The organism is Caldimonas mangrovi (assembly GCF_023721835.1).
In the GTDB taxonomy this organism is placed as follows: Bacteria; Pseudomonadota; Gammaproteobacteria; order Burkholderiales; family Burkholderiaceae_C; genus Caldimonas; species Caldimonas mangrovi.
On the sequence record NZ_JAMKFE010000011.1, the window covers coordinates 31,270 to 55,287 of the forward strand.

The following is a 24,018-nucleotide window of genomic DNA, read 5'->3' on the forward strand; positions in this document are numbered from 1 at the left end:
GGAGCGAACGATGTCACCCACGCGGCACTTCATTGCAACCGTCGCCACGGCCACGCTGCTGGCACCTGTCGCGGCGCCGGCACAGCAAGGCAACCCGGCCGGCAGCACGCCATCCAGCCAGGCGCGCGCGCCGGCGCAGGCACCGAACCCGCAGGACCGCCTGTTCGTCACGCTGACCGGGCAGAGCGGCCTGGCAGAAGTGCAACTCGCCCGGCTGGCGCAGGACAAGGGCCGCAGCGACGCCGTCAAGCGATTCGCGCGCCGCATGCAGGAAGACCACGACCAGGCGAACCAGCAGTTGGCCGCCGCCGCCCGGCAAGCCGGCCTGACACCCCCCGCGCAGCCCTCTCAGGCGCATCAGGCGGAGTACGAACGGCTGGCGCGCCTGGACGGAGCCGCTTTCGACGCGGCCTACCTGCGCGGTCAGCTCGTCGAACACCAGAAGGCCGCGCAGGTGCTGCAGTGGGAGATGAACTCGGGCCACTTCCAGCCGCTGCAGCAGTTCTCGGCCACGACGCTGCCGGCGGTGCTCGACCACCTGCACGACGTGCAGCAACTGCTGGGCGAAGTGACCGGCGCGGCCGTGCGGTAGCGGGCACCACCGACGCGTCACGGCGCCTCGTTGCGGATCGAGAAATCCACCTCGGTTTGCGCCGGATCGCGCGCGCCGAGCGCCTGGTAGTTGATCAGCAGCGTTCCCCACAGCCAGTGGTGCAGCGTCTGCGCCGTCGCATCGGCATCGAAGGACAGCACCATCTCGCGCGCGTCGGTCGGCCCCAGCCACAGCGGCAGGCCGATCGTCTTGCGCTCGGCCTGCTCGTCGAAACCGATCGGCTTGCCGCCAGCGTCCCAGCAGGCCAGCGGCACGTCCTTGGGCCGCTCGAGCCTCAGGCCGAGCACATACACGCCGTGCGAGGTGACGTTGGTCAGGCGCACCAGCACACGGTGCTGCGCGCCGACCCGGCCGCTGCGCAGCACCTGGGCCGGCAACACGACCTTGCCCTTCAACAGCGGCGCCACAAGGCTCAGCACGTCGGCGGCCGACTTGCCCGCCGATGCGGCGGCGGCGGCGAGCGCCGCGTATTCCATCACCGCCTGCGGGCGGCTCGTGCTCTGGCCGCGCGCGCGTGCGGACGGCGTCGTTCTGCTGGCCATCGGTGGCTCTCTCCTGTGTGCGATGCGCGAAGCGTTCACTGTAGTACGGCGCGTCCTTCAGGCCGCCGTTTCCAGCGGCCACACGCTGACCTTCACCTCGAGCCGCTGTTCGCCGCCGCCCAGGATCACACCGCGCAGCGGTGCAACGTCGGAAAAGTCGCCGCCCCACGCGAGCGTGACGTAGCGCATGTCGGCGAGGCAGTCGTTGGTGGGATCGAACTCCACCCAGCCGTGCTGCGGAGAATGGGTCGCGACCCACGCGTGCGTCGCGTCGGCTCCGACCAGCCGCGACTGGCCGGGCGGTGGGTCGGTCAGCAGGTAGCCTGAAACATAGCGCGCAGGCAGCCCGTGCGTGCGCAGGCAGGTGATCATCAGGTGCGCGAAGTCCTGGCACACGCCGCGGCGTTCGTCCAGCACGGTGTCGACCGGCGTGCTGACGGTCGTCGCCCCCGGTTCGAACTCGAACTCGGTGTGTATGCGGTGCCGCAGGTCCTGCACGGCTTCGAACCAGTCACGCCCGGGCAGCAGGCTGCGTGCGGCGTAGTCGAAGGCAGCTTGTGACCAGGGCAGGTAGGCGGTGGTCTCGCGCGCCAAGGCGAGGGCCAGGTCGTGGGCGGCGCTGGGGCGTGCCAGCCCGTCGCGCACCTCCTGCCATGCTTCGTGCTCGCGCGGGCTCCACGCGGGCCGTGCGTCGAGTTCGACTTCGCAGGCCATGCGTGCGCTCAGGCTGTCGTGGGCCCGATGCAGCGCGAAGCTCGTCACGGTGTTGCCGAAACTGTCGACGCGCACGTCGGTCTCGTCGGGACGCGGGTCGAGTTCCAGGGTGTGCCAGGCCGTGCGCTGCCACGGCAGCCGCCGCGGCGTCAGCCGCGCCAGCTGCCAGGCGTCGGAAGCCGGCGCCGCGTACTCGTAGCGCGTGTCGTGTTCGATGCGGTAGCGTGCGGTCACGTGCTCACCCGGGTCTGGCTGCGCTGGGCATGCGTGAAGAAGGTGTGCGTGACCGCCTCGGAGACGCGATAGGCGCTCTCGCGCACGTCCGCCAGCAAGGTCTGCAGGGCCGTGTTCTCGGGCGACAGATCTTCCGGTGCGAGGCGCGCGAGCGCCTCAGCGGAACCGGCGAGCAGCGTGCTGGCAAAGCCGCCGTGCAGCGACTCGACCTTCTGCACCATCTGCAGCAGGCCCGGCAGCTGAAAGCCGATCGAGCGCGTATGGGTGTCGTCGCGCACCAGCAGGTCGAGCACCGGCAGCCATTCGGGCGCGACCATGTAGCGCGAGCGATAGGTGACGGTCGAATCGCACAGGTCGAGCAGCCAGTCGAGGCCGCTGCCGTGGCCCGCCTCCATCGCGCTCTGGATCGACAAGGCCAGGAAGTCGAGGCGTTCGATACGCCGGCCGATCGACATGAAGCGCCAATCGGTGCCGCGCGTCATGCCGTCGAGCGCGAAGCCCGACAAGGTGACGAGCGTGGTCACCGCGCGGTCGAGCCAGTTCAGCGCGGCCGGCAGCGAGGCGCGGCGGGTCAGCACCGGGTCCTGCACCAGCTGGTTCAGGGTGCGCCAGTTGTCGATCGACAGCCGGTCGCGGAGGCTGAAAGCCGCACGGCCCATCTGCCGCAGCACGGCGCCCAGCCCCTGGTCGGGCTGCGTGGCTGCCGACAACAATTCCGCCACCGGGTCGCCCTCGCCATCGATCAGATTCCATTCGCGCGCGAGGGCCAACGCCGGCAGGCTGCCCTCGTCGAGTTCTTCGGTTTCCGCGACGCAGCGTGCGAGCGCGACACGCAGCAGGCGCGCGGCGCACTCGCTGCGCTCGGCGTAACGGCCATACCAGAACAGGTTCTCGGCCACACGCGACGACAGGTGGGCCCGCGGCGCCTTCAGGTCGGCCGGCGTGATCGTCGTGCGCAGCAGCGACAGCGAACTGCTCGCCGGCCCGTCGGACAGCACCCAGGCGTCCTTCGAGCCACCGCCTCGCTGCATCGAAATCACGTCGGCTTCGGGCGCGCTGCCCATGCGCGTGAGACCGCCTGGCATCACCGCATAGCCGCTGCCGGTGGCCACCGCGAACGCGCGCAGTCCCACCGCACGCGCCGAAAGATGCCTGGGCCGTTGCCGGTCGAGCACCGGCGCCTGCGACAGGCGCACCCACTCCTGCGCGACATAGCGGTGCGGCTGCAGCCGCACGCGCTCGTGCAGCGCGTCGCGCGCCGCCGGTGACAGCCGCCGGCCGAACAACACCTCGCTGCCGGCCGCGCGGTCGGTCGGCTTGATGATCAGGTCATCCAGGCGGCGCCAGGCGTCTTCCAGTGCGGCCGGCTCGCCGAGCCACCAGGTGGCCACCGAGGGCAGCAGCAGCGGCTCGCCGAGCAGCCGCTCGCACAGCGCCGGCAGGTAGCCGAGCAAGGCACCCGACTCGAGCACGCCCGAGCCCAGGCTGTTGGCCAGCAGCACCGTGCCGCGGCGTGCGCAGTCGGCCAGACCGGCAATGCCGAGCGCAGAGTCGGCACGCAGTTCCAGCGGGTCGCAGTAGTCGTCGTCCTGGCGTCGCACGATCGCATGCACGCGCTGCAGACCGGCCACCGTCTTCAGCCATACGCGCCCCTCGCGCACGGTCAGGTCGCTGCCTTCGACCAGCACGAAGCCGAGATAGCGCGCGATCAGCGCGTGCTCGAAGTAGGTCTCGTTGTATGGGCCCGGCGTCAGCAACACGGTCATCTGCGGCCCGTCGCCACGCGGTGCGAGCTGCGCGATCGATTCGCGCAGCGACGCGAAGAAAGGCGCCTGGTGCTCGATGTTGAGCTCGCGGAACATCTCGGGGAACATGCGCGAGACGACGAGCCGGTTTTCCAAGGCGTAGCCGGCCCCCGAAGGCGCCTGCGTGCGATCGGAGAAGACCCACCAGCGGCCGTCCGGCGAGCGCGCCAGATCGGCCGCGTACTGGAACAGGTGCACGCCACCGGGCGGGCGGATGTCCTTGGCCGGGTGCAGGTAGCCACGATGGCCGAACACCAGCGACGGCGGAATCAGGCCCTGGGTCAGCAGTGTCTGCGCGCCGTAGATGTCGGCCAGCACCGCGTTCAGCAACCGCGCACGTTGCGCGACGCCGGCTTCGACCTGGGCCCAGTCTTCGGGCGCGATCAGCAGCGGGATCGGGTCGACCTCCCACGGCCGGTCGGCGCCGCGCGGATCGGCATAGACGTTATAGGTGACGCCGTTCTCGCGCACCTCGCGCTCGACCAGCGCCATGCGCTCGGCCAGCTGAGCCGGCTCGCTGGCCGCCAGCGCCTGCATGAAGCGGCACCAGTGCGGACGCAGTTCGCCGGGCGCGGCGAGCATTTCGTCGTGGCGCTGCGGGCACAGGCGATAGCCTTCGAGCAAGGGATCAGACATGCGGGCAGTCTGCCATGGCACCAGCCGGCGCAGCGGTTCAGGCGGCTGCCCGGCGCAAGTCGAGCGCGATCGGGAAATCCGGTTCGCGCGCCTCCGGTCGCACAGCCACCGCACCCGGCGTATGGCCGAGCCGGCCGCCCCTCATCGCCCATGATGTGCCAGGGTTCAAGCGCGAGCCGCAATTCGACCTCGACACCGCGTGACGCGAAGTCGCCGAGCCGCGGAAAACGGAACTCGCGGTGCGGCGCCAACCATTCGAGCTCCACCGGGTAGCGGAAGGCGGGTCCTGTTCGGAACACCCGACGCCAGCACCCAGCCCTTGTACCGTCGCTGTGGCAATTTCAGATCGCCGGCCGGCTGCAACTGGCGGCTCGAAGCCGACGAGCACGACCAGGGTGGACAGCCCCTGTGCATCTCATGCCGGCTGAATCGCACCATCCCCGACCAGTCCGTGGTCGAGAACCAGCCGCTGTGGGGGGTGCATTGAAGCCGCAACCGCCGGCCGGTCTCGCGACTGTGGCGACCGGGGGAGCCGCGGCTCCCCGCTTTCTCTCGATCGTCAATGCATGGATGGAGCTGACCGGTGTGCTGAACGAACTCTCGTGCAGCATGGGCCAGCCCGACTTCTACCCCTTCGCGCTGTCGGCGCGAGCCGTCAGCAAGCTGCACTTCGTGCACATGGTGGTGGCGCAGAAGGAAAGGGCGGCGGCGGGGTGAGCGTCGCCTCGACGGAAAAACACCGGCACAGGCCTATGCTTCCCTGGAGCGTATCAAGCAGCGAGCGGCTGGCGAACACAGAAGGCTACGCTGGTCTGCGGCCGAGGCTCCCGGACGCAAAACGCCACTGTCTTTTTCATCTGCTGAGGCCCGCGGACACAGAACGCGGTCGACTTTTCAGCCTGCTCGGGCCTGCGCACGCAGAATGCCGCCGATTTCTGAGTCTGGACCGGCTTGCGTACACAGAACGCAGTTTTCTTCACTGCTTGGTCGGGCTTGCGTACACAAAAGGCCGCCGACTTCTCCGCTCGCACGGGCTCGCGCACGCAGAAGGCCGCACTCTCCTGCTCGGGCTCGCGCACGCAGAAGGCCGCACTCTCCTGCTCGGGCTTGCGCACGCAGAATGCAGCTGATTTCTTGGCCTGCTCAGGCTTGCGTACACAGAACGCCGCGCCGCTGGGCACAGATTGCGGCTGCCCCACGCAGAACGCAGCAGATACCTGCCTCTGCTGCGGCTCGCGCACGCAGAATGCCGCATCATCGGGCAGTTCTTCACCGAACTCAGCCAGGTACAACTCGTCCATTGCGGCGCCCGCATCGGCATGCGCCTGCTGGTCGGCCTCGTCATCTTGCAGTCCAACGTACGGATAGTGATGGACGAACTCGCCAAAGACCCGCTGGCAATCCGCGGCGTACTTGCGCGTGTCAAGAATGTGGGCATGCCAGAAGGTGTCGATGTCGCGCGTCGGCGCAATCGCCCGCTCCGGATACTTGGCCATCAACGCCAGGAAGCGCTTGTAACCCACCTCGATGCGCTCCGCGTGCTCCCGGCTCCAGCGGTACTCGTCCTTCTCGCATGTCAGCTTGAACTTGATGGGTTCAAGATCCAGCCCCTCGATCCCGGCCAAGATGTGGTCCAGGGTATGTTGTTGCATGTGTCAACTCCAGCGTAGATGAACAAAATAAAACCGGGAGACGGTGACCCTCCCGGCAGCACAAGGCCCGGTGCAACGGCCCGTCAGGCCGCCACTGACGGGCCCATCAGGTTGCGCAAATCGACCGCCAGGAAACGGCTGATCTCCTCGGCGGCAATCGGTTTGCTCAAGTAGTAGCCTTGGATCTCGTCGCACGCGTTCGAGCGCAGGTAGGCCAGCTGTTCAACGGTTTCCACCCCTTCGGCCACCACTTTCATGCGCAGCCGATGCGCCAACCCGATGATGCCGGCCGTCAGCGAGGCCGCGTCCTCGTCACCCGGAAGATCCTTGATGAAGGAGCGGTCGATCTTGAGAACGCTCAACGGAAAGCGCTGCAGATAGGACAGCGACGAATAGCCCGTGCCGAAATCGTCGATGGCGAGCGACACGCCGAGTTGCCGCAGCTCCTGCAGCAGCGCGGCGGCCCGGTTCGGGTTGTGCATGACGCCGCTCTCGGTGATCTCCAGCTCGAGCAACGACGCATCGAGCTTGGCATCGGCCAAGACCTGGGCCACCTCGCTGGCCAGTTGCGGTCTGTTCAGCTGCCGCGGTGACAGGTTGACGCTCACTTGCACCGGATGGCCTTCGTCGCGCCAGCGGCACGCGTCCCGGCACGCCACTTCGAGCGCCCAGCGGCCGAACTGCTCGATCAGGCCGATGTCCTCGGCCATGGGAATGAATTGCGCCGGCGACACCAGGCCGAGGACCGGATGGCGCCAGCGCATCAGCGCCTCGACGCCCGTGACCTGCCGGGTGCGCAGGTCGAGCTTGGGCTGGTACTGCAGGAACAGCTCGTTGCGCTCCAGCGCACGCCGGAGGTAGCTCTGCAGTTCGAGCTGCTCCTGCCCGTGCGCATTCATCTGCGCCGAATAGAAGTGATAGGTGCTGCGGCCCTTCTCCTTGGCGCGATACATTGCGGTGTCCGCGTTCATCAGCAGCGTCTCGACGTCCTGGCCGTCCTCGGGATAGACGCTGATACCGATGCTGGCAGTGGCCGACAGCTCGCGGCCGTTGACCTCGAAGGGCTCGCTGCATCGCGAGAGCAGTTTCATCACCGGCGTGACGGCATCCGCCCCTTCGTGCAGGTCTTCCAGCACGACCACGAACTCGTCGCCGCCGAAACGCGCCACGGTGTCGGTCTCGCGCACGCATTCGTTCAGCCGCTGGGCGCAGTTCTGCAGGAGTGCATCGCCGGCGCTGTGGCCCAGGCTGTCGTTGATGAACTTGAAGCGGTCGAGGTCGAGGAACAGCACCGCCAGCCGCTGCTCGTGGCGCTCGGCCCGCTTGATCGCATGCGCCAGCCGCTCGTGCAGCAACGGCCGGTTCGCCAGACCGGTCAACGTGTCATGGCTCGCCAGGTGACGCAAGGCCTGCTCGGCCTGCTTGCGCTGCAGGTACTGGCCCAGCTGGCTGGCGATCGACTGCATGAAGCCGACCATGTCGCGGTCGACGGCGACCGGCTGGCGACTGAAGAACTCCAGCGCCGCCACGGTTTGGCCCGCGATCACCGGCACCGTCAGCGCGGTATGAAAGCCCGCCTGCCGCGCGAGATCGTCCGGAACGTGCGCTGACACCGAGACGGGCACCGCACGCCACAAGGTATTGCCGGACGACCATGCCGCAGACAGGTTGGTGCCAGCCGCATCGCCGCTCCACGGACGCACGGCCTGCACGAAGCCTGCCGCCGCCGCATTGCCGTCCGCAGCCCAGTTGGTGGCGCAACGCACGACCCCGTCAGCGCCGGCGGTCCAGCAGATGCCGGCGTCCCAGCCGAGCAGCTCGCCGGCACAGGCCAGCACGTGAGACATCGCAGTGTCGATCTCGATGTCCCCTCCCAGCTGGCGGGCGATGCCGTGTGCGACCTCGAGTCTCAGCGCAGCCCTCTTGCGCGAGGTTTCGTCCCGCACCGTGCCCTGCACGGTGGTCTTGCCGCCTTCGCTGACACGCTGCAGCGCGACGCTGACCCAGAGTTCAGTGCCGTTGGCGAGCATCAGCCGATGCTCCTTCTCGACCCGGATGCCGGTGCGCCCCGCACCGACGATCGCCTCACGAACCTCGCTGCGCTGCCCGTCCGGCACCAAAGCCAGCAGTTGCGTGAGCGTCGGCAGCCGATCGGTCAGCGCGAAGCCGTAGATGCGGCGGGCTTCCGGCGAACACTCCAGCATCCCGGTGTCGAGGTCGAGTACCCAGCTGCCCACCTTCGCGAGGCTTTGCGCTTCGGCGAGCCGACGCTCGCCCGCGCGCAGGCTGTGGGTCATCACGTGCGCGATGCCGACGGCGCGTCGTTGGGACGTCAGAAGCGAGAACAGAACACCGGCCAGCAGAACACTGATGGCACCGCCCCCTAACAGGACGATCACCGGCAGCGCACGATCCAGCTGCGAAATCCACTGCGTGTCAGGAACGGAGGACTCCACGAGGAAGACCCGCCCGCCCAGCGCGAACGACTGCACTTGACTGAAATGCCCCTTGCGGGCGGGCTGTGCAGCCACAGAAGCTCTTTCCGTTGGAATCCCCCCCCTGGGATCTTTCGTGTCGAACAGGAGCTTCTCTGAAATCGTCGACGCCGCAATCCGTTCTGGAAGCGACTGATCGCTCTGGGGCCCGCCGTCATACAGCCGCAAATGCAGCCCTTCAATCTTTTCGTCCTGCAAGCCAGTGAAAACCGCCTCGATCCGCATGCCAGCGCCGACCGATCCCAGGTAGGCCGCACGCCGCTCCTCGACGGTCTGGACCGGCTGCCCAGCCTTGTAGATTGGCAGGCGCACGGCAAGGCCCACGTAGGCGTCGGGACCTTTGACTTGAACTGCCTTTCCAGACGAGGTCAACGCGCCGCTGTCACGGGTGGCATGAAGAATTGCCAATGCGCCCGGTACGGCGCCGAGGTCTTTGCCAAGCAGCAGTTCGTTGCCTTCGAGCGGCTCAATAAATGCGAGCGGATGGTGCTCGGCTCGGCTTCCCGGCGGCGCAATCAGGAACTTCGCGCGAAGGCCCATGTCCAGCGCCAGATCCTCACGCACCAGCTTCTCGAATTCCGACTTTTCTTGCCCGCTCACGTACGGCGCGAAGTTGAGCGCCTGAAAGCCCGGAAACTTTTGCTTCAACTCCAGAGCCTGCGCATAGCGACGAAAGTCTTCACGCGACACTTCCCCGGTGCTGAACAGCGCCCGCAAACCATAGAGCACCTCGACATAGCCGGTGATGCGTCGCTCGACCTCGGCGGCCGCACGGGTGGCGACTGCGTCGAAGCGCAGCTTGGCCGCGCGCTCGGTTTCCTGGCGGGCCCAATGAGCGGCCATGGCAGACAAGGCCAGGCCCACAGCCAGTGCCAGCAAAGGAAGACCGACATGCGCCCACCGCGAGCGCGGCCATGCGGTCGCCGCACGCATCAGCCGCCGGGGCACGCTCGGCCCACGTCGCAGCAAGCCGCCACCCGCGTGCGCATCTTCACCGTCACTTGCTGTCTTCATGTCACCCCTTGCTGCCCTTGCCGACGACCTTTCCGCTGCGATCTGCCACATGCGGCGGCCGGCGGATTCGGTCCGGGCGCTCGAACATCACGGGTTTGCCCCTATGACCGACTGCCATGAAATGTAAGAACAGCGGCTTGAACGGTCTGTAAGGCGTTCTCCAACACGCTTGTGAGGCAGCCTCCGCATTCCCCGTAGGAAAGCCCGGAGCCGGCATGCTGCGAAGCCAGTTCCGGCACCGGGAACCCGGTACTAATTCACGCGACAACGGTCTGGGTTTGTCCCAGGCCTGTCGAGCGCCTCGGCAGCAAGCTGCTTCTCAACCGGGACCCGCTACGCTTGCGGTTGCAGCGCACTGCATTGGCGCCGCAGTCGACATGCGTTCAGACCCCCTGCCTCTCCTGCACGGTGCGCCAGCCAGCCGCTGGGTGCCCGGCGTGCTCGTGCTCGCCCCGGACACCACGGCGCAGCAATTCGCCGCCCGGGCCTGCCGCCATTTCGAGCCGCATGCGCACGTGCAAGCGTGCGCCCACCTCGCTGACGCTTTCCGCCGCATCGTCGCCGGCACACCTGACCTGCTGTTGCTCGACCCCGCACTGGCCGGAGAGCAACTGGCGGCGCTCTTGCAGCACGCGCGCCGCTTCCGTCCCGCGCTCACGATCGCACTGATCGGCGCAACGCCGCCTCGTGTGTCCACACCGAGGGCAGCAGAGCGCCCCGACGCATGCCTCGAATGGGCCGAGCTGACGCCATGGCTCGCCCAGGTGCTCCCGCGCTTGCGCTGCCGTGCACAACTTGAAGCACTGCAGGTCGGCGCTTTCGGCGACACGACAAAACCGGCCGATCTGGTGCCCGCGGCCTGAAACTCAGCCGGCCGCCGGGCCGCCGGGCACCTGGGCGTGAATCAACGCCTCGAAGTCCTGTGCCGTCATCGGCCGTCCGAGGTAGTAGCCCTGTGCCTCGTGACAGCCGTGTGCGCGCAGGAAGTCGAGCTGCTCGCTCGTCTCGACGCCCTCGGCAACGAGGCCGACCTGCAGCGTGTGCGCCATGGCGATCAGCGCAGCGGCCAACCGCGCGTCGCTGGCCGAGGACGGCACCGCACTGAGGAACACCCGGTCGATCTTGAACTTGTCGACCGGCAGCTCCCGCAGGTAGGACATGCTGGAATAGCCGACGCCGAAGTCGTCGATCGCGATGCTGATGCCCAAAGCGCGCAGGCGCGACAGCACCTCGGCGGTGGACAGCGTGTCGCGCACGATCGCGCTCTCGGTGATCTCCAGCTCCAGCCGGGACGGTGCCAGGCCGCTCGCCTGCAGCGCGTGCGAGATATGGTCGACGAGGTGGCCGGCCTCCAGCTGGCGCGGCGACAGGTTGACCGCGACGCGCAGCGGAACGCCCGTGCGCGTCTCCCACTCGCTGGCCTGCTCGCAGGCCTCGCGCAGCACCCAGGCTCCGATCGCGACGATCAGGCCCGTATCTTCGGCCAGGGGAATGAAATCGGCCGGCGACACCATGCCTTGCACCGGTCGGCACCAGCGCAGCAAGGCTTCCGCCCCCACCAGCCGGCCGGTGGCGACCTCGAACTGAGGCTGGTAGAACACCCGCATCTCATTGCGCTCCAGCGCCTCGTGCAGGTCGTTCTCCATGCGCAGCCGTTCGGCCGAATCGCGCGTCATGCTCTCGTCGAACATGCGCATCGAATTGCGCCCTTGTGCCTTGGCGTGGTACATGGCCGCGTCGGCTGCGCGCATCAGCGTGACCGGGTCGTCGCCCGCCTGCGGGAAGGTGGCGACGCCGATGCTCGGCGTCACGCGCAGCTCGTAGGTGCCGACCTGCATCGGTTCGCCGAGCGCGGCAATCATCTTGCGCGCGACGAGCTCGCAGTCGTCGACATGCGCCACCTTGGGCAGCAGCACGACGAACTCGTCGCCGCCCATGCGCGCCACCGTGTCGGAAGCGCGCACCGCCGCGCGCAGCCGCTCGGCGACGATTTTCAGGATCGAGTCGCCGACGTGATGGCCGAGCGAGTCATTGATGTTCTTGAACCGGTCGAGGTCGATGAACATCAACGCCATGCAATCGTCCTCGCGTTTGGCACGCACCAGCGCGGCGCCGAGCCGCTCCTGCAGCAGCGCGCGGTTGGGCAGCGAGGTCAATGCGTCGTGGTGTGCCATGTGCCGGATGTGTTCCTCGGCGCGCTTGCGCTCGGTCACGTCGTAGGCGATCCCCATGTAGCCGACCGGCTCGCCGGCGTCGTTGACCATCGTGTTGACGACCAGCACCACCGGCACGCGCCGGCCGTCCTTGCGGATGTAGGTCCACTCACGTTCGTCGGGCCTGCCACGGCGAGCACGCGCCACCAGTGCGTCGAAGCCCGGCAGCACGTTCTCGCCGAGCTCCGCGGTCAGTTGCGTCGCGCGCAGCGACAGCTCCTGGCGGTCGTGGAAGATTTCCGGCGTCTGCCGGCCGACGAGTTCGTCCGGGCTGTAGCCCAGCAGCATTTCGGCGGCCGGGTTCAGAGCCTGGATCACGCCGCGCAGATCGCTCGCAACGATGGCGAACGGTGCGCTGTCGTAGATGCTGCGACGCACCGCATCGGCACGGCGCAGCTGTCGCTGCGTTTCCTCGTACGCGAGTTCCGACGCACGGCGTTCGCTCATGTCGCGCAGCATGCCGACGAAGTGGCGCCGGCCGTCGAGCAGCACCTCGTTGACGCCCAGATCGATCGGAAACAGGCTGCCATCGCGCCGCATGCCTGTCACCTCACGTCCGGCGCCGAACACCGTGGCTCGCCCGGTGTCCAGGTAGCGCTTCAGGTAGTCGTCGTGCTGGCGCGCGTCGGGCATCGGCATCAGCATCGAGACGTTGCGGCCGATCATCTCGTCTTCTCGGTAGCCGAACATGCGCTGCGCCGCCGCATTGACGCCGGTCATGCGGCCGGCAGTATCGATCGTGACGATGCCGTCGACGGTGCTGTCGATCACGTTGCGCAAGCGTGCCTCGCTCTCGCGTGCCTGGCGGCTCAGGCGCTGGGCCAGTTCCGCCGCGCGGCTGTAGCGGCCGGCGAACACACGCAACGCCGCCCACAATGCCAGGGTGCCGAACAAGCCGCCACCGAGCACCGCGAGCGCAGAGGGCTGCGCGTGATGCTCGAGCGGCTGCCGCGTCACCGTGAGTTCCCAGATCCGGCCGCCGGCTTGCAACGCCTGCACCCGCTGGTCCCGAGCGCGGATGTCGCTCGAAGGGATGTAGCCCTCGCGCCACAGTTCGGTAGCATCGAACAGCGGCACCTTCGCCTCCAGCCCCCCCAGGGAGGTCGCGTCGCCGGTATCCGCCAGATGCACGTGGTAGCGCCGGACATCCTGGTGAGCCAGCGCATAACGCATCAGGTCAGCCGACCGCACCACGACACTGATCTGCCCGAGATACGCCGCCCGACGCGCCTGTGCGCTCTCGAGCGGTCGAGCCGAGCGGTAGACCGGGGCCCGGATCACGAAGGCCCGCAGCGGCGGATTGCCCTGTATGAGCGTCAGAGGCGCCGAAACCGCCGGGCGCCCACTGTCGCGCGCACGTTCCATCGCCTGCCGGCGCACCGCGCCGGCCGCAGTGTCGTGCCCGAGGGCAGCCTCGTTGCCTTGCGGTGGCTCGTTGTAGAGCACCGGCACGTAGAACTCGCGCATGCCTGCGGGATGCACGCGATAGGTGGCCAGTCCCTCGGCCTGCGTACGGAGCTCGAAGGTGTCCTTGCCGGCGCCTGCAACGTAGGGCGCGTACTGCAACGCCTGCAACGCCGGATAGCGTTCGTCCACGCGCAGCGACAAGAAGTGGTCCCGGAACTCGGCGCGCGTGACCTCGGTGCTGGCATGGAACACGGCAGCGACGCCGGTGGCGAGATCGATGTACCGCTCCAGCGACTCGCCGATCTGCCTCAGCAGAGACGACACATGGCCGTCGAACATCTCCTCGTCGTGCTCGCGCAGCCCGGCCGCGCTCAAGTGCCACCCGAACAGGCTCACCACCAGTCCCAGGACGAGCATCGCATCGGCCAGCCGGCGGTACAGCTTGTGCCGCGAAGCGGGATCCGGGGCGCTCGGGTCGACGAGGCTCTTGCTCACGTGGGCGACGGTCCATGGACGAAGGTGGCCATGCCGCATGCTACCGGCACTGGCGGGCGGCCGGACAGCCCGCCGTCAATCGGCCAGCATGGCGAAGTCGGAGTCCTTGCGGGGCGCCGGCCATCGCTCGACCAGCGCCAGGAATTCGGACGCCGGCATCGGCCGCCCGAGCAGGAATCCCTGCGCTTCGTCGCAGCGCAAGGTCTTGAGCTGCTCGAGCTGGAACGGGGTTTCCACCCCCTCGGCGACGATGCCGACCTTCAGGCTGTGCGCCATTGCGATCAGCGCACGCACCAGGCGGTCGTCGCTGCCAGGCCCGTGCAACCGGGCGATGAAGGAGCGGTCGATCTTGAATTTGTCGACCGGCAGCTCCTGCAGATACGACAGGCTGGAATAGCCGACGCCGAAGTCGTCGATCGCGACGCTGACCCCCAGCGCGCGCAGACGCTGCAGTGTGAAGGCAGCTTGCTGGGTGTCGCGCACGACCGCACCCTCGGTGATCTCGATTTCGAGCAGCGTGGGCGGCAGCCCGCTGAGTGCGATCGCATCGGCCACCGCATCGACCACGCCGGCAGCTTCCAGTTGCCGCGGCGACAGATTGACCGACACCCGCACCGGCCACGACAGGTGCGGCTGCCAGGACAGCGCCTGCCTGCAGGCCTCGCCGAGGGCCCAGGTACCGATCGGCACGATCAGTCCAGTTTCCTCGGCCAGCGGGATGAACTCGGCCGGCGGAACGAGCCGTCCGGCCCGATTCCAGCGTACCAGCGCTTCGGCGCCCACCAGCCGGCCGCTGCGGCAGTCGAACTGCGGCTGGAAGTACAGCACCAGTTCACCGCGTTCGAGCGCGCGGTGCAGGTCGTTCTCCATCAGCAGGTGGGTCGCGGTGGCCAGGTCGCGCCCGGGCGTGAACACCTTGAAGGTGTTGCGGCCGGCCTCCTTTGCGTGGTACATCGCACTGTCGGCATGGCGCATCAGATGCATGGGGTCGCTGCCCGACTCCGGGCCGGCCGCGATGCCGATGCTGGCCGTCACGCGCAGCTCGTGGGCATCGACGACCATCGGCGGCGTCATCGCCACGAGGATCTTGTGTGCCACGAGTTCGCAGTCGAGCGGACTCGCAATATGCGGCAGCAGCACCACGAACTCGTCGCCGCCCATGCGAGCCACCGTGTCGCTGTGCCGCACCGAAGCGCGCAGCCGCTGCGCCACTTCGCACAGCACGCGGTCGCCGATGTGGTGTCCCAGCGAATCGTTGATGTTCTTGAAGCGGTCGAGGTCGATGAACAACAGCGCCATCGACTCGCCGGTCCGGCGCGCCCGCTCCATCGCGGCACCGAGCCGGTCCTCGATCAGCACCCGGTTGGGCAGCCCGGTGAGTGCATCGTGGTGGGCCATGTGGCGGATGCGCTCCTCGGCGCGGCGGCGCTCGGACACGTCGCGCACGATGCCGACGAACTGGTGCTCCTCGTCCAGCCACATCTCGTTGAAGGCCACGTCGACCGGGAACTCGCTGCCGTCGCCGCGCCGGCCCAGGGTCTCGCGGGCGGTGGCGCCGAGCGCCACGCTGAAAGAGCCCTGGATGAAGTCCCCGATCGGCCGACCGATCATCTGCACCTCGTCCAGCCCGAACATCCGGTGCGCGGCCGTATTGGCGCTCGTGACCACACCGGCCGAATCCAGGGTGACGATGCCGTCGACCGTGCTGTCGATCACCGTCTTCAGTCGCGACGCGTTCTCGCGCGCTTCGCGTCCGAAGCGGCGCGCGATCTGGGTCGCGCGCTCGTATCGCGCGGCAAAGCTCAACAGTGCCGCAAAGCACGCCAGCGACGCCAGCGTACCGCCGGCCAGCACCCCCAGCGGATAGGGCTGCCGCCAGAACACGACGGGCTGGCGTGCCACCTGCACGCTCCACAGCCTTCCTGCCACGACCATCGCATGCTCTCGCAGGTCCGACGGGGTGGGCCGGAACGCCCCTTCTTTCGGGGCGCTGTCGTACAGCAGCAGATTGCCCGCGTCTGCCTGCGCCTCGGCGGGTGCGATGTCCTCCACGCGCACCCGGTAGCCCCTCAAGGATTCCGGCAGCACGTCGGACATCACGTTGACTGCGCGAAACACACCCGAGATCTGCCCGACATACGCAGCCCGCCGCTGCTGGATCGTGTCGCTCGGCATGTCGGAGCGGTAGACCGGCAGGCGCAACACGATGCCGGTGTCCCCTTGCAGCAAGATCACCGGCCTGGACGCGAGCGGCTCGCCGCTGTCACGCGCTCGCTCGACCACGTCGCCGTGCAGCGGGCTGCCGAGGCTGTCGAAGCCCATCGCGACCTCGTTGCCGGCCAGCGGCTCGCAATACGCCACCGGCAAGTACTCGGGCCGATCGCCGGGCGGATGGACTCCGAAGTCCGGATAACCCGCGGGGCGCAGGCTGCGGTCTTCGCGCATCTGCCGCTCGAAATCCGCCTTCCCGGCATGCGCGATGCGCGGCGAATACTGCACGGCCAGGACCCCGGGGTAGCGCGACTCGGCCGTCATCGCGACGAAGTGCTGGTGGAATTCGCTGCGCGAGACGTCCTGGCTTGAACGGAACAGGCTCTGGAAGCTCACCAGCAAGTCGGTGTAGCGGCTGAAACGATCGTCGATCACGACGGCGGTGCGCAACGAGAATTCGTCCAGCCGGGCATCGGCCTGCTGACGCAGTTGCTCGGTCGACAACCGCCACAAGAACAGCGTCGCGGCCAGGCCGGCGCACAGCACGGCCCAGGCCAGCGCCTTGTAGGCGTGGCCGCGGCGAGGCAGTTGCTCCAGTGAACCGTCCAAGTGCCACCCTTTCATTGCGCCCGCGGCCCAGCCGCCGTCCGGGCACGACACATTCTCGTTCTATCGGCGAACGGACGCGGAAGTTGAGGGTGGGATGGGGAGATCAGCGTCAGCGCTGCCCGCGCATCGCCCGCGACAGCAGCAGCACCGGCAGCAGCCCGACCAGCACGATGGCCAGCGACGGCAACGCCGCTTCGCCGAGCCGCTCGTCCTTCGCGAGCTGGTAGGCCACGACGGCCAGCGTGTCGCTGTTGAAGGGCCGCAGCACGTAGGTGGCGGGCAGTTCCTTCATCACGTCGACGAAGACCAGCAGCGCTGCCGCCAGCATCGAGCGCCTGAGCAACGGCAAGTGCACGGTGCCGAGCAGCTTCCAGCGGGGCGCACCGAGCATGCGCGCCGACTCGTCCAGCGTGGCCGGGATGCGGGCATACCCGGCCTCCACCGATTGCAGCGCGACCGCGGAGAAGCGCACCAAGTAGGCATACATCAGGCCGAACACCGTGCCGGTCACCAGCGCCGCCGCACCGCTGCCCGGCCACAGCGTCTGCAGCCAGCCGGCCGGCAGCAGGATGCCGACCGCGATCACCGCGCCCGGCACGGCATAGCCGAGCGAGGCGACGCGCGCAGCGAAGCGCAGCCCCGGGCGCGGCTTCAGCCGCAACGCGAAGGCCAGTACCAGCGCCAGCACCGCGGCGAGCAGCGCGGCCAGGCCGGCCAGCTTGAAGCTCGTCCAAGCCCACTGAGCAAAGCGGCCCCATGGCACGCCGAACTCCGAATGCTGCGCCTCGGCCCAAAGCAGGTGCAGCAGCACCCCCACCGGCAGCACAAAGCCGAGGAGCACCGGCAAACCGCAAATCGCCCACGCCAGCCAACGGTGGCCGCCCCGCAGCTGCGTGGGCCGGGCCTCCTGGCTGGCGCTGCCGCCGCTGCGCCCGGTCGAGAAGCGCAGCCGCCGCTGCGCACGGTGCTCGAACCACAGCAGCAGCGCCACGGCCCCAAGCAGCACGGTGGCCAGCTGTGCCGCCGCCAGCCGGTCGTCCATCGACAGCCAGGCCTTGTAGATGCCTGTGGTGAAGGTGGTCAGGCCGAAATAGGAACCGACGCCGTAGTCGGCCAGCGTCTCCATCAAGGCCAGCGCCACGCCCGCGGCCACCGCCGGGCGTGCCAGCGGCAGCGCCACCTGACGCACCCGCCGCCCCGTGCCGGCGCCAAGCAGACGTGCGGCCTCCATCAGGTGCACACCACGTTCGCTGAGTGCCGCGCGCGCCAACAGGTAGACATAGGGATAGAGACAGAAGATGAACATCGGCACCGCGCCGCCGAGACTGCGCACGTCCGGCAGCAGCGCGCCCTGGGCACCCGTCAGCGCGCGCAGCGTCGATTGCAGCGGGCCGCTGTACTGAAGGAAGTCAGTGTAGGCATACGCCATCACGTAGGCCGGCATCGCCAGCGGCAGCAACAGTGCCCACTCGAAAACGCGCCGGCCGGGAAAGTCGAACAGGGTCACCGCGGCCGCCGTGACACCGCCGACCGCAGCGACGCCGAGGGCGACGAAGGCCGACAGCAGGAAGGACGTCCAGGCATAACCCGGCAGCACGGTCGACAGCTGATGCGCCAGTACCGCGTAGCTGTCCGCATTGAGCACGGCCCACGATCCGAGCACGCCGAGTACAGGCAAAGCGAGCAGCAGGGTCAGGACGGTGATCAGGCGCATCGGGACAGCAGCGAGCGGCCCGCCAACATGGCGCAGAGGCAGGATGCTCTTTTTGAGGGAAATCAAGACAAATCTAAATGAGAAAAGTAATCATTTGTCTTGGGCTCTATGATAGAGGGCTTTTCTGTTTCTCCATGTTCCTCGAGCTCGACCACGTCACGATCCGCTATCCCGGCAGCCAGTCCGTGCACCCGGCCGTCGACCACGTCTCGCTGACGCTGCAGCCAGGAGACATCGGTGTGCTGATCGGACCGTCCGGCTGCGGCAAGACATCCTTGCTGCGTGCCATTGCGGGGTTGGAACATATCCACGCCGGACGGGTGGGGATCGCCGGGCAGGCCCTGAGCGACGCGTCCCAGCCGGGCCGGCCGGTGCACGTGCCACCGGAGCGCCGGCAGATCGGCATGGTGTTCCAGGACTACGCGCTGTTCCCCCACCTGAACGTGCACGACAACGTCGCGTTCGGGCTGCCGAAGCTGGCTCGCGCCGAGCGGGTCCAGCGGGTGGCGCAGATGCTGGAACTGGTCGGTCTGGGGGGCCTGGAGCAGCGCTTGCCGCACCAGTTGTCGGGCGGCCAGCAGCAACGCATCGCCCTCGCCCGGGCGCTGGCGCCGCAGCCGCGCCTGCTGCTGCTGGACGAGCCGTTCTCCAATCTCGATGTCGAGCTGCGCGAACGACTGGCCCATGAGGTCCGCACGATTCTCAAGCAAGCGGCCACCACGGCGCTGTTCGTCACCCACGACCAGATGGAGGCCTTCGCGGTCGGCGACGCGATCGGCGTCATGCACCGGGGCCGGCTGGAGCAATGGGACAACGCCTACCATCTCTATCACCGCCCGGCCACCCGCTTCGTCGCCGATTTCATCGGGCACGGCGTGTTCACTCCGGCACAGATCGTCGCGACGCCCGCGGGTCCGGTGGTGCGGACGCCGCTGGGCGATCTGAACGACATCGAGGAATGCCCGCTGCCGAGCGCCTATCCGGATGGCGAATGCGAAGTGCTGTTACGGGCCGACGACATCGTTCACGACGACGCCAGCCCGGTCAAAGCCCGCATCGAGCGCAAGGCCTTCCGCGGCTCCGAGTTCCTCTACACGCTCAGGCTCGCGTCCGGCCAGCAGGTGCTGGCCCACGTGCCGTCACATCACGACCATGCCTTGGGCGAGTGGATCGGCATCCGGCCCGAAGTGGACCACGTTGTGACATTTCCCCGCGAAACTGCCGTGAGTCGCACCTAAACTGGCCGTGGATGAGGGGAACTCCCTGCAACTTTCTGGCCATTTGACGCATCGAAGCAGCTGGCCGCCGGCCTATACTCGATTCCACCTCCCTTGAACAAGAGGGCTAGCGAAAGGACTGCGCGCACATGGGTGCCAAATTGAAGATTGCTGGATGGATCTCGCTCGGAGCGGTCGCGGGCGCGTTGACCACCATGCAACTGCAGGCTACCGCGAGGAATGGCCTCGCCCCCCTGCCGCTGGAAGAACTCCAGCAACTGGCCGCGGTCTTCGGCATGGTCAAGTCGGACTACGTCGAGCCGGTCGATGAGAAGAAGCTGATCACCGACGCGATCGGCGGCATGGTGTCGGGGCTCGACCCGCACTCGCAATACTTCGACAAGAAGTCTTTCAAGGAATTCCGCGAAGGCACGACCGGGCGTTTCGTCGGCGTGGGCATCGAGATCGGCATGGAAGACGGGCTGGTCAAGATCGTCTCGCCGATCGAAGGCTCGCCGGCCTTCCGCGCCGGCCTGAAGAGCGGCGACATGATCACCAAGATCGACGACACGGCAGTCAAGGGCCTGACGATCGACCAAGCCGTCAAGCGCATGCGCGGCGAGCCGAACACCAAGGTTTTGCTGACCATCTTTCGCAAGGCCGAGAGCCGCACCTTCCCGGTGACGATCACGCGCGAGGAAATCCGGGTACAGAGCGTGCGCTCGAAGATGGTCGAGCCCGGCTACGCGTGGCTGCGCGTCAGCCAGTTCCAGGACCGCACGGTCGAGGACTTCTCGCGCAAGCTCGAGGAAATCTACAAGCAGCAGCCCGACCTGAAAGGCATCGTGCTGGACCTGCGCAACGACCCGGGCGGCCTGCTCGAAGGCGCAGTCGCGGTCGCGGCGGCCTTCCTGCCGAAGGATGTAACCGTCGTATCGACCAACGGCCAGATCGCCGAGTCGAAGGCCGTCTTCAAGGCCAGCCCCGAGTACTACATGCGCCGGGGCGGCGGCGACCCGCTGAAGCGGCTGCCGGAAGCATTGAAGACCGTGCCGCTGGTGGTGCTGGTCAACGAAGGCTCCGCTTCGGCCAGCGAGATCGTCGCGGGTGCACTGCAAGACCACAAGCGCGCCGTGATCATGGGTTCGCAGACCTTCGGCAAGGGCTCGGTCCAGACGGTGCGTCAGCTGACGCCCGACACCGCGCTGAAGCTGACGACCGCCCGCTACTACACGCCGAGCGGGCGCTCCATCCAGGCGCGGGGCATTGTGCCGGACGTGATGCTCGACGAGACCGCCGAGGGCAACATCTATTCGGCGCTGCGCATGCGCGAGGCCGACCTGCAGAAGCACCTGATGAACGGCGACGAGAAAAACGACAAGGACCCGACGCGCGAAAAGGCGCGCGAAGAGGCCCTGAAGCGTCTCGAGGAAGAAGCCGCCAAGCAGCAGAGCAAGGCCAACACGCCGCCGAAGCCGCTGCCCGAGTTCGGCAGCACCGAGGACTTCCAGCTGCAGCAGGCGCTGAACCGCTTGAAGGGCAAGCCGGTGCTGGTGTCGAAGACAGCTGTCGAGCGCAAGGTCGACGAGACGCAAGCGAACTGAACCCCGCTCGGCCCTGCACAAACGCCCGCTTCATGCGGGCGTTTGCTCTTGCGCCCGACCATCCCTCGGCCGCGAATTGAGTATGCTGGCGCGATGAACGACGACCAGCTTCTGCGCTACAGCCGGCACCTGCTGCTCGATGAACTCGGGGTCGAGGGGCAGGAGCGCATCCTCGCCGGGCACGCGCTCGTGATCGGCGCCGGCGGGCTCGGCTCCCCGGTGGCCTTCTACCTCGGCACGGCCGGGGTCGGCCGCATCACCATCGTCGACAACGACGAGGTCGACCTGACCAATCTGCAGCGGCAGATCATCCACGACATGTCGCGCATCGGCACGCCGAAGGCGCAGTCGGCCGGCGCCTCCATTGCAGGCATCAATCCCGAAGTCCACGTGCGCGCCCTGGTGCGCCGCGCCGACGCGGCGCTGCTCGACGAACTGGTGGCCGAAGCCGACGTGGTACTGGACTGCAGCGACAATTTCTCGACCCGCCAGGCCGTCAACCTCGCCTGCGTGCGGCAGCGCAAGCCGCTGGTCAGCGGCGCGGCGATCCGCTTCGACGGGCAGGTCTCGGTCTACGACGTGCGCCGCGTCGATGCGCCCTGCTACGCCTGCGTGTTCCCGCCCGACCAGCAGTTCGACGAAGTGCGCTGCGCGACGATGGGCGTGTTCGCGCCACTGGTGGGCATCATCGGCACGGTACAGGCCGGCGAGGCCCTCAAGCTGCTCGCCGGCATCGGCACCTCGCTGGCGGGCCGGCTGCAGATGCTGGATGCACGCTCGATGGAATGGAGCGAGATCCGGGTGCCCCGGCATGCCGGCTGCTCGGTGTGTTCGAGCCTGCGCTGACGCCCGCCCCTGCTGCCGTCACATCGGGAATCGGCCCCGGCGCGCGCCTGGGCTAAGCTGGCGCCTCGTGAACATCAAACGGTGCAACCCATGAACAACAAGCGTCAGACACTGACCGCACGCAATTTTCCGTCGGCACAAGAGGATGCTGCTGCCGCGACCGCGCTGCCCCGGTACGGTGGCCCGGAAAGTGCCTATCGCCTCGCCTTCAGCGACGACGAGTTCCTGCTGCGCGACGAGCTGCGCCCGGTGCGCATGCAGCTCGAGCTGCTGAAACCGGAGCTGGTGCAGCGCGAGCACGAGATCGAATCGACCGTCGTGATCTTCGGCAGCGCCCGCATTCCACCCGCCGAGGTGGCGCAGGAGCTGCTCGCCGAGGCGCAGAAGTCGAACAACCCCGTGTTGGTTCGCCATGCCGAGGCACGCCTGCGCATGTCCCGCTACTACGAGGAAGCGCGCCGCTTCGCAGCGCTGGTGACCGAAGCGTCGAAGCGGCTGGACCCGCCGATCTACGTCTGCACCGGCGGCGGGCCCGGCATCATGGAAGCCGGCAACCGCGGCGCCTTCGAGTCGGGCGGCAAGAGCGTCGGCCTGAACATCGTGCTGCCGCACGAGCAGGAGCCCAATCCCTACATCACGCCGGAGCTGTGCTTCCTGTTCCACTACTTCGGCCTGCGCAAGATGCACTTCCTGATGCGGGCGATCGCGCTGGTGTGCTTTCCCGGCGGCTTCGGCACGATGGACGAGCTGTTCGAGGTGATGACGCTGGTGCAAACCGGCAAATCGCGCAAGCGCCCGATCCTGCTGTTCGGCCGCGACTTCTGGACCCGCGTGATCAACTTCGAAACGCTGATCGAAGCCGGCATGATTTCGCCCGAAGACGTCGAGCTGTTCCAGTACGTGGAAACGGCCGAGGAAGCCTGGGAAGCGATCTGCTCGGCGTACTCGCTCGACGCACCGCCGACGGCCACCGGCGCATTCGCGGACGACTGAACCCGAGGAGCCAGACCATGCCCACACCCGTCAGCCTGATCGGCGCGCCCACCGATGTCGGTGCCGGCGCCCGCGGCGTCTCGATGGGCCCGGAGGCGCTGCGCGTCGCCGGCCTGCAGCCGATGCTCGAGGGCCTCGACTGCACCGTACTCGACCGCGGCAACCTGGCCGGCCCGCCGAACCCATGGCAGCCGCCGGTCGAGGGCTACCGCCACCTGAGCGAAGTGGCCGCCTGGAACACTGCCGTGCACGAAGCGGTGTACACGGAGCTGCAGCAAGGGCGGCTGCCGATCCTGCTCGGCGGCGACCACTGCCTCGGCATCGGCTCGATCAGCGCGGTCGCGCGCCATTGCCGCGAGCGCGGCAAGAAGCTGCGCGTGCTGTGGCTCGATGCGCACGCCGACTTCAATACCAGCCTGATGACACCGAGCGGCAACATCCATGGCATGCCGGTCGCCTGCCTGTGCGGCCACGGGCCCGAGCCGCTGGTCGGCATCGGCGGCCACGTGCCGGCCATCCTGCCCGGCATGGTGCGCCAGATCGGCATCCGCAGTGTCGACGAGGGCGAGAAGCGCTTCGTGCACGAGATGGGGCTCGAAGTCTTCGACATGCGCTACATCGACGAGATGGGCATGCGCCACACGATGGAACTTGCACTCGCGATGCTGGACAGCAACACGCACCTGCACGTGAGCTTCGACGTCGACTTCCTCGACCCTGACGTCGCGCCCGGCGTCGGCACCACCGTGCGCGGCGGGCCGACCTATCGCGAAGCTCAGCTGTGCATGGAGATGATTGCCGACTGTGGCCGCATGGCCTCGCTCGACGTGATGGAGCTGAACCCGGCGCTCGACGTGCGCAACCAGACAGCCGAGATCGCGGTCGACCTGATCGCCAGCCTGTTCGGCAAGTCGACGCTGATGCGCCGGTGACAGCCGAGCCCCGCGCGCTTCACGCGCCCCTCGCCTGCACATCGCACCGGCGGGTCGCCTGCCGGGCGCTCT

The 24,018-nt window shown here is 67.9% G+C and carries 17 protein-coding genes and 1 pseudogene; 9 read left to right on the forward strand and 9 right to left on the reverse strand.

Annotated elements, in window-relative coordinates:
• Nucleotides 1–10 precede the first annotated feature (10 nt).
• Entirely contained in the window at nucleotides 11–592 is a 582-nt protein-coding gene (locus M8A51_RS17305) for a DUF4142 domain-containing protein (protein ID WP_251779773.1), read from the forward strand.
• 17 nt (nucleotides 593–609) lie between these two features.
• Here the strand turns inward: M8A51_RS17305 and M8A51_RS17310 are convergent, their stop codons facing one another.
• From M8A51_RS17310 to M8A51_RS26575, 4 genes and pseudogenes are all read right to left on the reverse strand, one after another.
• Nucleotides 610–1,155: a hypothetical protein gene (locus M8A51_RS17310; RefSeq protein WP_251779774.1), complete on the reverse strand. Its 546-nt coding sequence runs from the start codon at nucleotides 1,153–1,155 to the stop codon at nucleotides 610–612.
• Nucleotides 1,156–1,212: 57 nt separating this feature from the next.
• Entirely contained in the window at nucleotides 1,213–2,103 is an 891-nt protein-coding gene (locus tag M8A51_RS17315; RefSeq protein ID WP_251779775.1) for a transglutaminase family protein, read from the reverse strand.
• The gene (locus tag M8A51_RS17320; protein ID WP_251779776.1) at nucleotides 2,100–4,544 is read right to left on the reverse strand and encodes a circularly permuted type 2 ATP-grasp protein; all 2,445 of its coding nucleotides are present in this window, start codon (nucleotides 4,542–4,544) and stop codon (nucleotides 2,100–2,102) included. Before M8A51_RS17320 ends, M8A51_RS17315 begins: the two co-directional genes overlap by 4 nt.
• A gap of 149 nt (nucleotides 4,545–4,693) precedes the next feature.
• Nucleotides 4,694–4,843 (reverse strand): annotated as a pseudogene (locus M8A51_RS26575) (transglutaminase family protein); the annotation flags it as partial.
• 20 nt (nucleotides 4,844–4,863) lie between these two features.
• Here M8A51_RS26575 and M8A51_RS26580 point away from each other — a divergent pair.
• Together M8A51_RS26580 and M8A51_RS17325 are read left to right on the forward strand one after the other, a co-directional pair.
• Nucleotides 4,864–5,031 carry a zinc-ribbon domain-containing protein gene (locus M8A51_RS26580; protein WP_368408566.1) on the forward strand — a complete coding sequence of 56 codons (168 nt, stop codon included), beginning with the start codon at nucleotides 4,864–4,866 and terminating at the stop codon, nucleotides 5,029–5,031.
• Nucleotides 5,028–5,261, forward strand: a complete 234-nt coding sequence (locus M8A51_RS17325; RefSeq protein ID WP_251779777.1) for a putative zinc-binding metallopeptidase — start codon at nucleotides 5,028–5,030, stop codon at nucleotides 5,259–5,261. The genes M8A51_RS26580 and M8A51_RS17325 overlap by 4 nt, the downstream gene beginning before the upstream one ends.
• A gap of 53 nt (nucleotides 5,262–5,314) precedes the next feature.
• Here M8A51_RS17325 and M8A51_RS17330 read toward each other — a convergent pair whose 3' ends face one another.
• Both M8A51_RS17330 and M8A51_RS17335 read right to left on the reverse strand, forming a co-directional pair.
• Complete coding sequence (locus M8A51_RS17330) at nucleotides 5,315–6,196, reverse strand: glycine-rich domain-containing protein (protein ID WP_251779778.1); 882 nt, start codon at nucleotides 6,194–6,196, stop codon at nucleotides 5,315–5,317.
• 83 nt (nucleotides 6,197–6,279) lie between these two features.
• The gene (locus M8A51_RS17335) at nucleotides 6,280–9,705 is read right to left on the reverse strand and encodes a bifunctional diguanylate cyclase/phosphodiesterase (protein WP_251779779.1); all 3,426 of its coding nucleotides are present in this window, start codon (nucleotides 9,703–9,705) and stop codon (nucleotides 6,280–6,282) included.
• 377 nt (nucleotides 9,706–10,082) lie between these two features.
• Between M8A51_RS17335 and M8A51_RS17340 the strand changes: the two genes are divergently transcribed.
• Nucleotides 10,083–10,568, forward strand: coding sequence for a hypothetical protein (locus M8A51_RS17340; protein WP_251779780.1), 486 nt, complete (start codon nucleotides 10,083–10,085; stop codon nucleotides 10,566–10,568).
• Nucleotides 10,569–10,571: 3 nt separating this feature from the next.
• Here the strand turns inward: M8A51_RS17340 and M8A51_RS17345 are convergent, their stop codons facing one another.
• From M8A51_RS17345 to M8A51_RS17355, 3 genes are all read right to left on the reverse strand, one after another.
• Nucleotides 10,572–13,820 (reverse strand): bifunctional diguanylate cyclase/phosphodiesterase, encoded by a 3,249-nt coding sequence (locus M8A51_RS17345; RefSeq protein ID WP_251779781.1) that lies wholly within the window; start codon nucleotides 13,818–13,820, stop codon nucleotides 10,572–10,574.
• A 75-nt stretch (nucleotides 13,821–13,895) separates the two neighbouring features.
• A complete protein-coding gene (locus M8A51_RS17350; RefSeq protein ID WP_251779782.1) occupies nucleotides 13,896–16,640 on the reverse strand; it encodes a bifunctional diguanylate cyclase/phosphodiesterase in 2,745 nt (914 codons plus the stop codon).
• 109 nt (nucleotides 16,641–16,749) lie between these two features.
• Complete coding sequence (locus M8A51_RS17355; RefSeq protein ID WP_251779892.1) at nucleotides 16,750–18,354, reverse strand: ABC transporter permease; 1,605 nt, start codon at nucleotides 18,352–18,354, stop codon at nucleotides 16,750–16,752.
• A gap of 134 nt (nucleotides 18,355–18,488) precedes the next feature.
• Between M8A51_RS17355 and M8A51_RS17360 the strand changes: the two genes are divergently transcribed.
• From M8A51_RS17360 to rocF, 5 genes are all read left to right on the forward strand, one after another.
• On the forward strand, nucleotides 18,489–19,592 hold the full coding sequence (locus M8A51_RS17360; RefSeq protein WP_251779783.1) for an ABC transporter ATP-binding protein: 1,104 nt from the start codon (nucleotides 18,489–18,491) through the stop codon (nucleotides 19,590–19,592).
• Nucleotides 19,593–19,720: 128 nt separating this feature from the next.
• On the forward strand, nucleotides 19,721–21,175 hold the full coding sequence (locus tag M8A51_RS17365; RefSeq protein ID WP_251779784.1) for a S41 family peptidase: 1,455 nt from the start codon (nucleotides 19,721–19,723) through the stop codon (nucleotides 21,173–21,175).
• A gap of 93 nt (nucleotides 21,176–21,268) precedes the next feature.
• Nucleotides 21,269–22,021 (forward strand): HesA/MoeB/ThiF family protein, encoded by a 753-nt coding sequence (locus M8A51_RS17370; protein WP_251779785.1) that lies wholly within the window; start codon nucleotides 21,269–21,271, stop codon nucleotides 22,019–22,021.
• Nucleotides 22,022–22,111: 90 nt separating this feature from the next.
• Nucleotides 22,112–23,014, forward strand: a complete 903-nt coding sequence (locus M8A51_RS17375) for an LOG family protein (RefSeq protein ID WP_251779786.1) — start codon at nucleotides 22,112–22,114, stop codon at nucleotides 23,012–23,014.
• Between the two features lie 17 nt (nucleotides 23,015–23,031).
• Nucleotides 23,032–23,946: an arginase gene (rocF, locus tag M8A51_RS17380; protein ID WP_251779787.1), complete on the forward strand. Its 915-nt coding sequence runs from the start codon at nucleotides 23,032–23,034 to the stop codon at nucleotides 23,944–23,946.
• Nucleotides 23,947–24,018: the final 72 nt, after the last annotated feature.

Coding starts and splice junctions, on each gene's coding strand:
- M8A51_RS17305 (WP_251779773.1), top strand. CDS start 11: ATGTCACCCACGCGGCACTTCATTGCAACCGTCGCCACGGCCACGCTG.
- M8A51_RS17310 (WP_251779774.1), bottom strand. CDS start 1,155: ATGGCCAGCAGAACGACGCCGTCCGCACGCGCGCGCGGCCAGAGCACG.
- M8A51_RS17320 (WP_251779776.1), bottom strand. CDS start 4,544: ATGTCTGATCCCTTGCTCGAAGGCTATCGCCTGTGCCCGCAGCGCCAC.
- M8A51_RS17330 (WP_251779778.1), bottom strand. CDS start 6,196: ATGCAACAACATACCCTGGACCACATCTTGGCCGGGATCGAGGGGCTG.
- M8A51_RS17335 (WP_251779779.1), bottom strand. CDS start 9,705: ATGAAGACAGCAAGTGACGGTGAAGATGCGCACGCGGGTGGCGGCTTG.
- M8A51_RS17340 (WP_251779780.1), top strand. CDS start 10,083: ATGCGTTCAGACCCCCTGCCTCTCCTGCACGGTGCGCCAGCCAGCCGC.
- M8A51_RS17355 (WP_251779892.1), bottom strand. CDS start 18,354: ATGCGCCTGATCACCGTCCTGACCCTGCTGCTCGCTTTGCCTGTACTC.
- M8A51_RS17360 (WP_251779783.1), top strand. CDS start 18,489: ATGTTCCTCGAGCTCGACCACGTCACGATCCGCTATCCCGGCAGCCAG.
- M8A51_RS17365 (WP_251779784.1), top strand. CDS start 19,721: ATGGGTGCCAAATTGAAGATTGCTGGATGGATCTCGCTCGGAGCGGTC.
- M8A51_RS17370 (WP_251779785.1), top strand. CDS start 21,269: ATGAACGACGACCAGCTTCTGCGCTACAGCCGGCACCTGCTGCTCGAT.
- M8A51_RS17375 (WP_251779786.1), top strand. CDS start 22,112: ATGAACAACAAGCGTCAGACACTGACCGCACGCAATTTTCCGTCGGCA.
- rocF (WP_251779787.1), top strand. CDS start 23,032: ATGCCCACACCCGTCAGCCTGATCGGCGCGCCCACCGATGTCGGTGCC.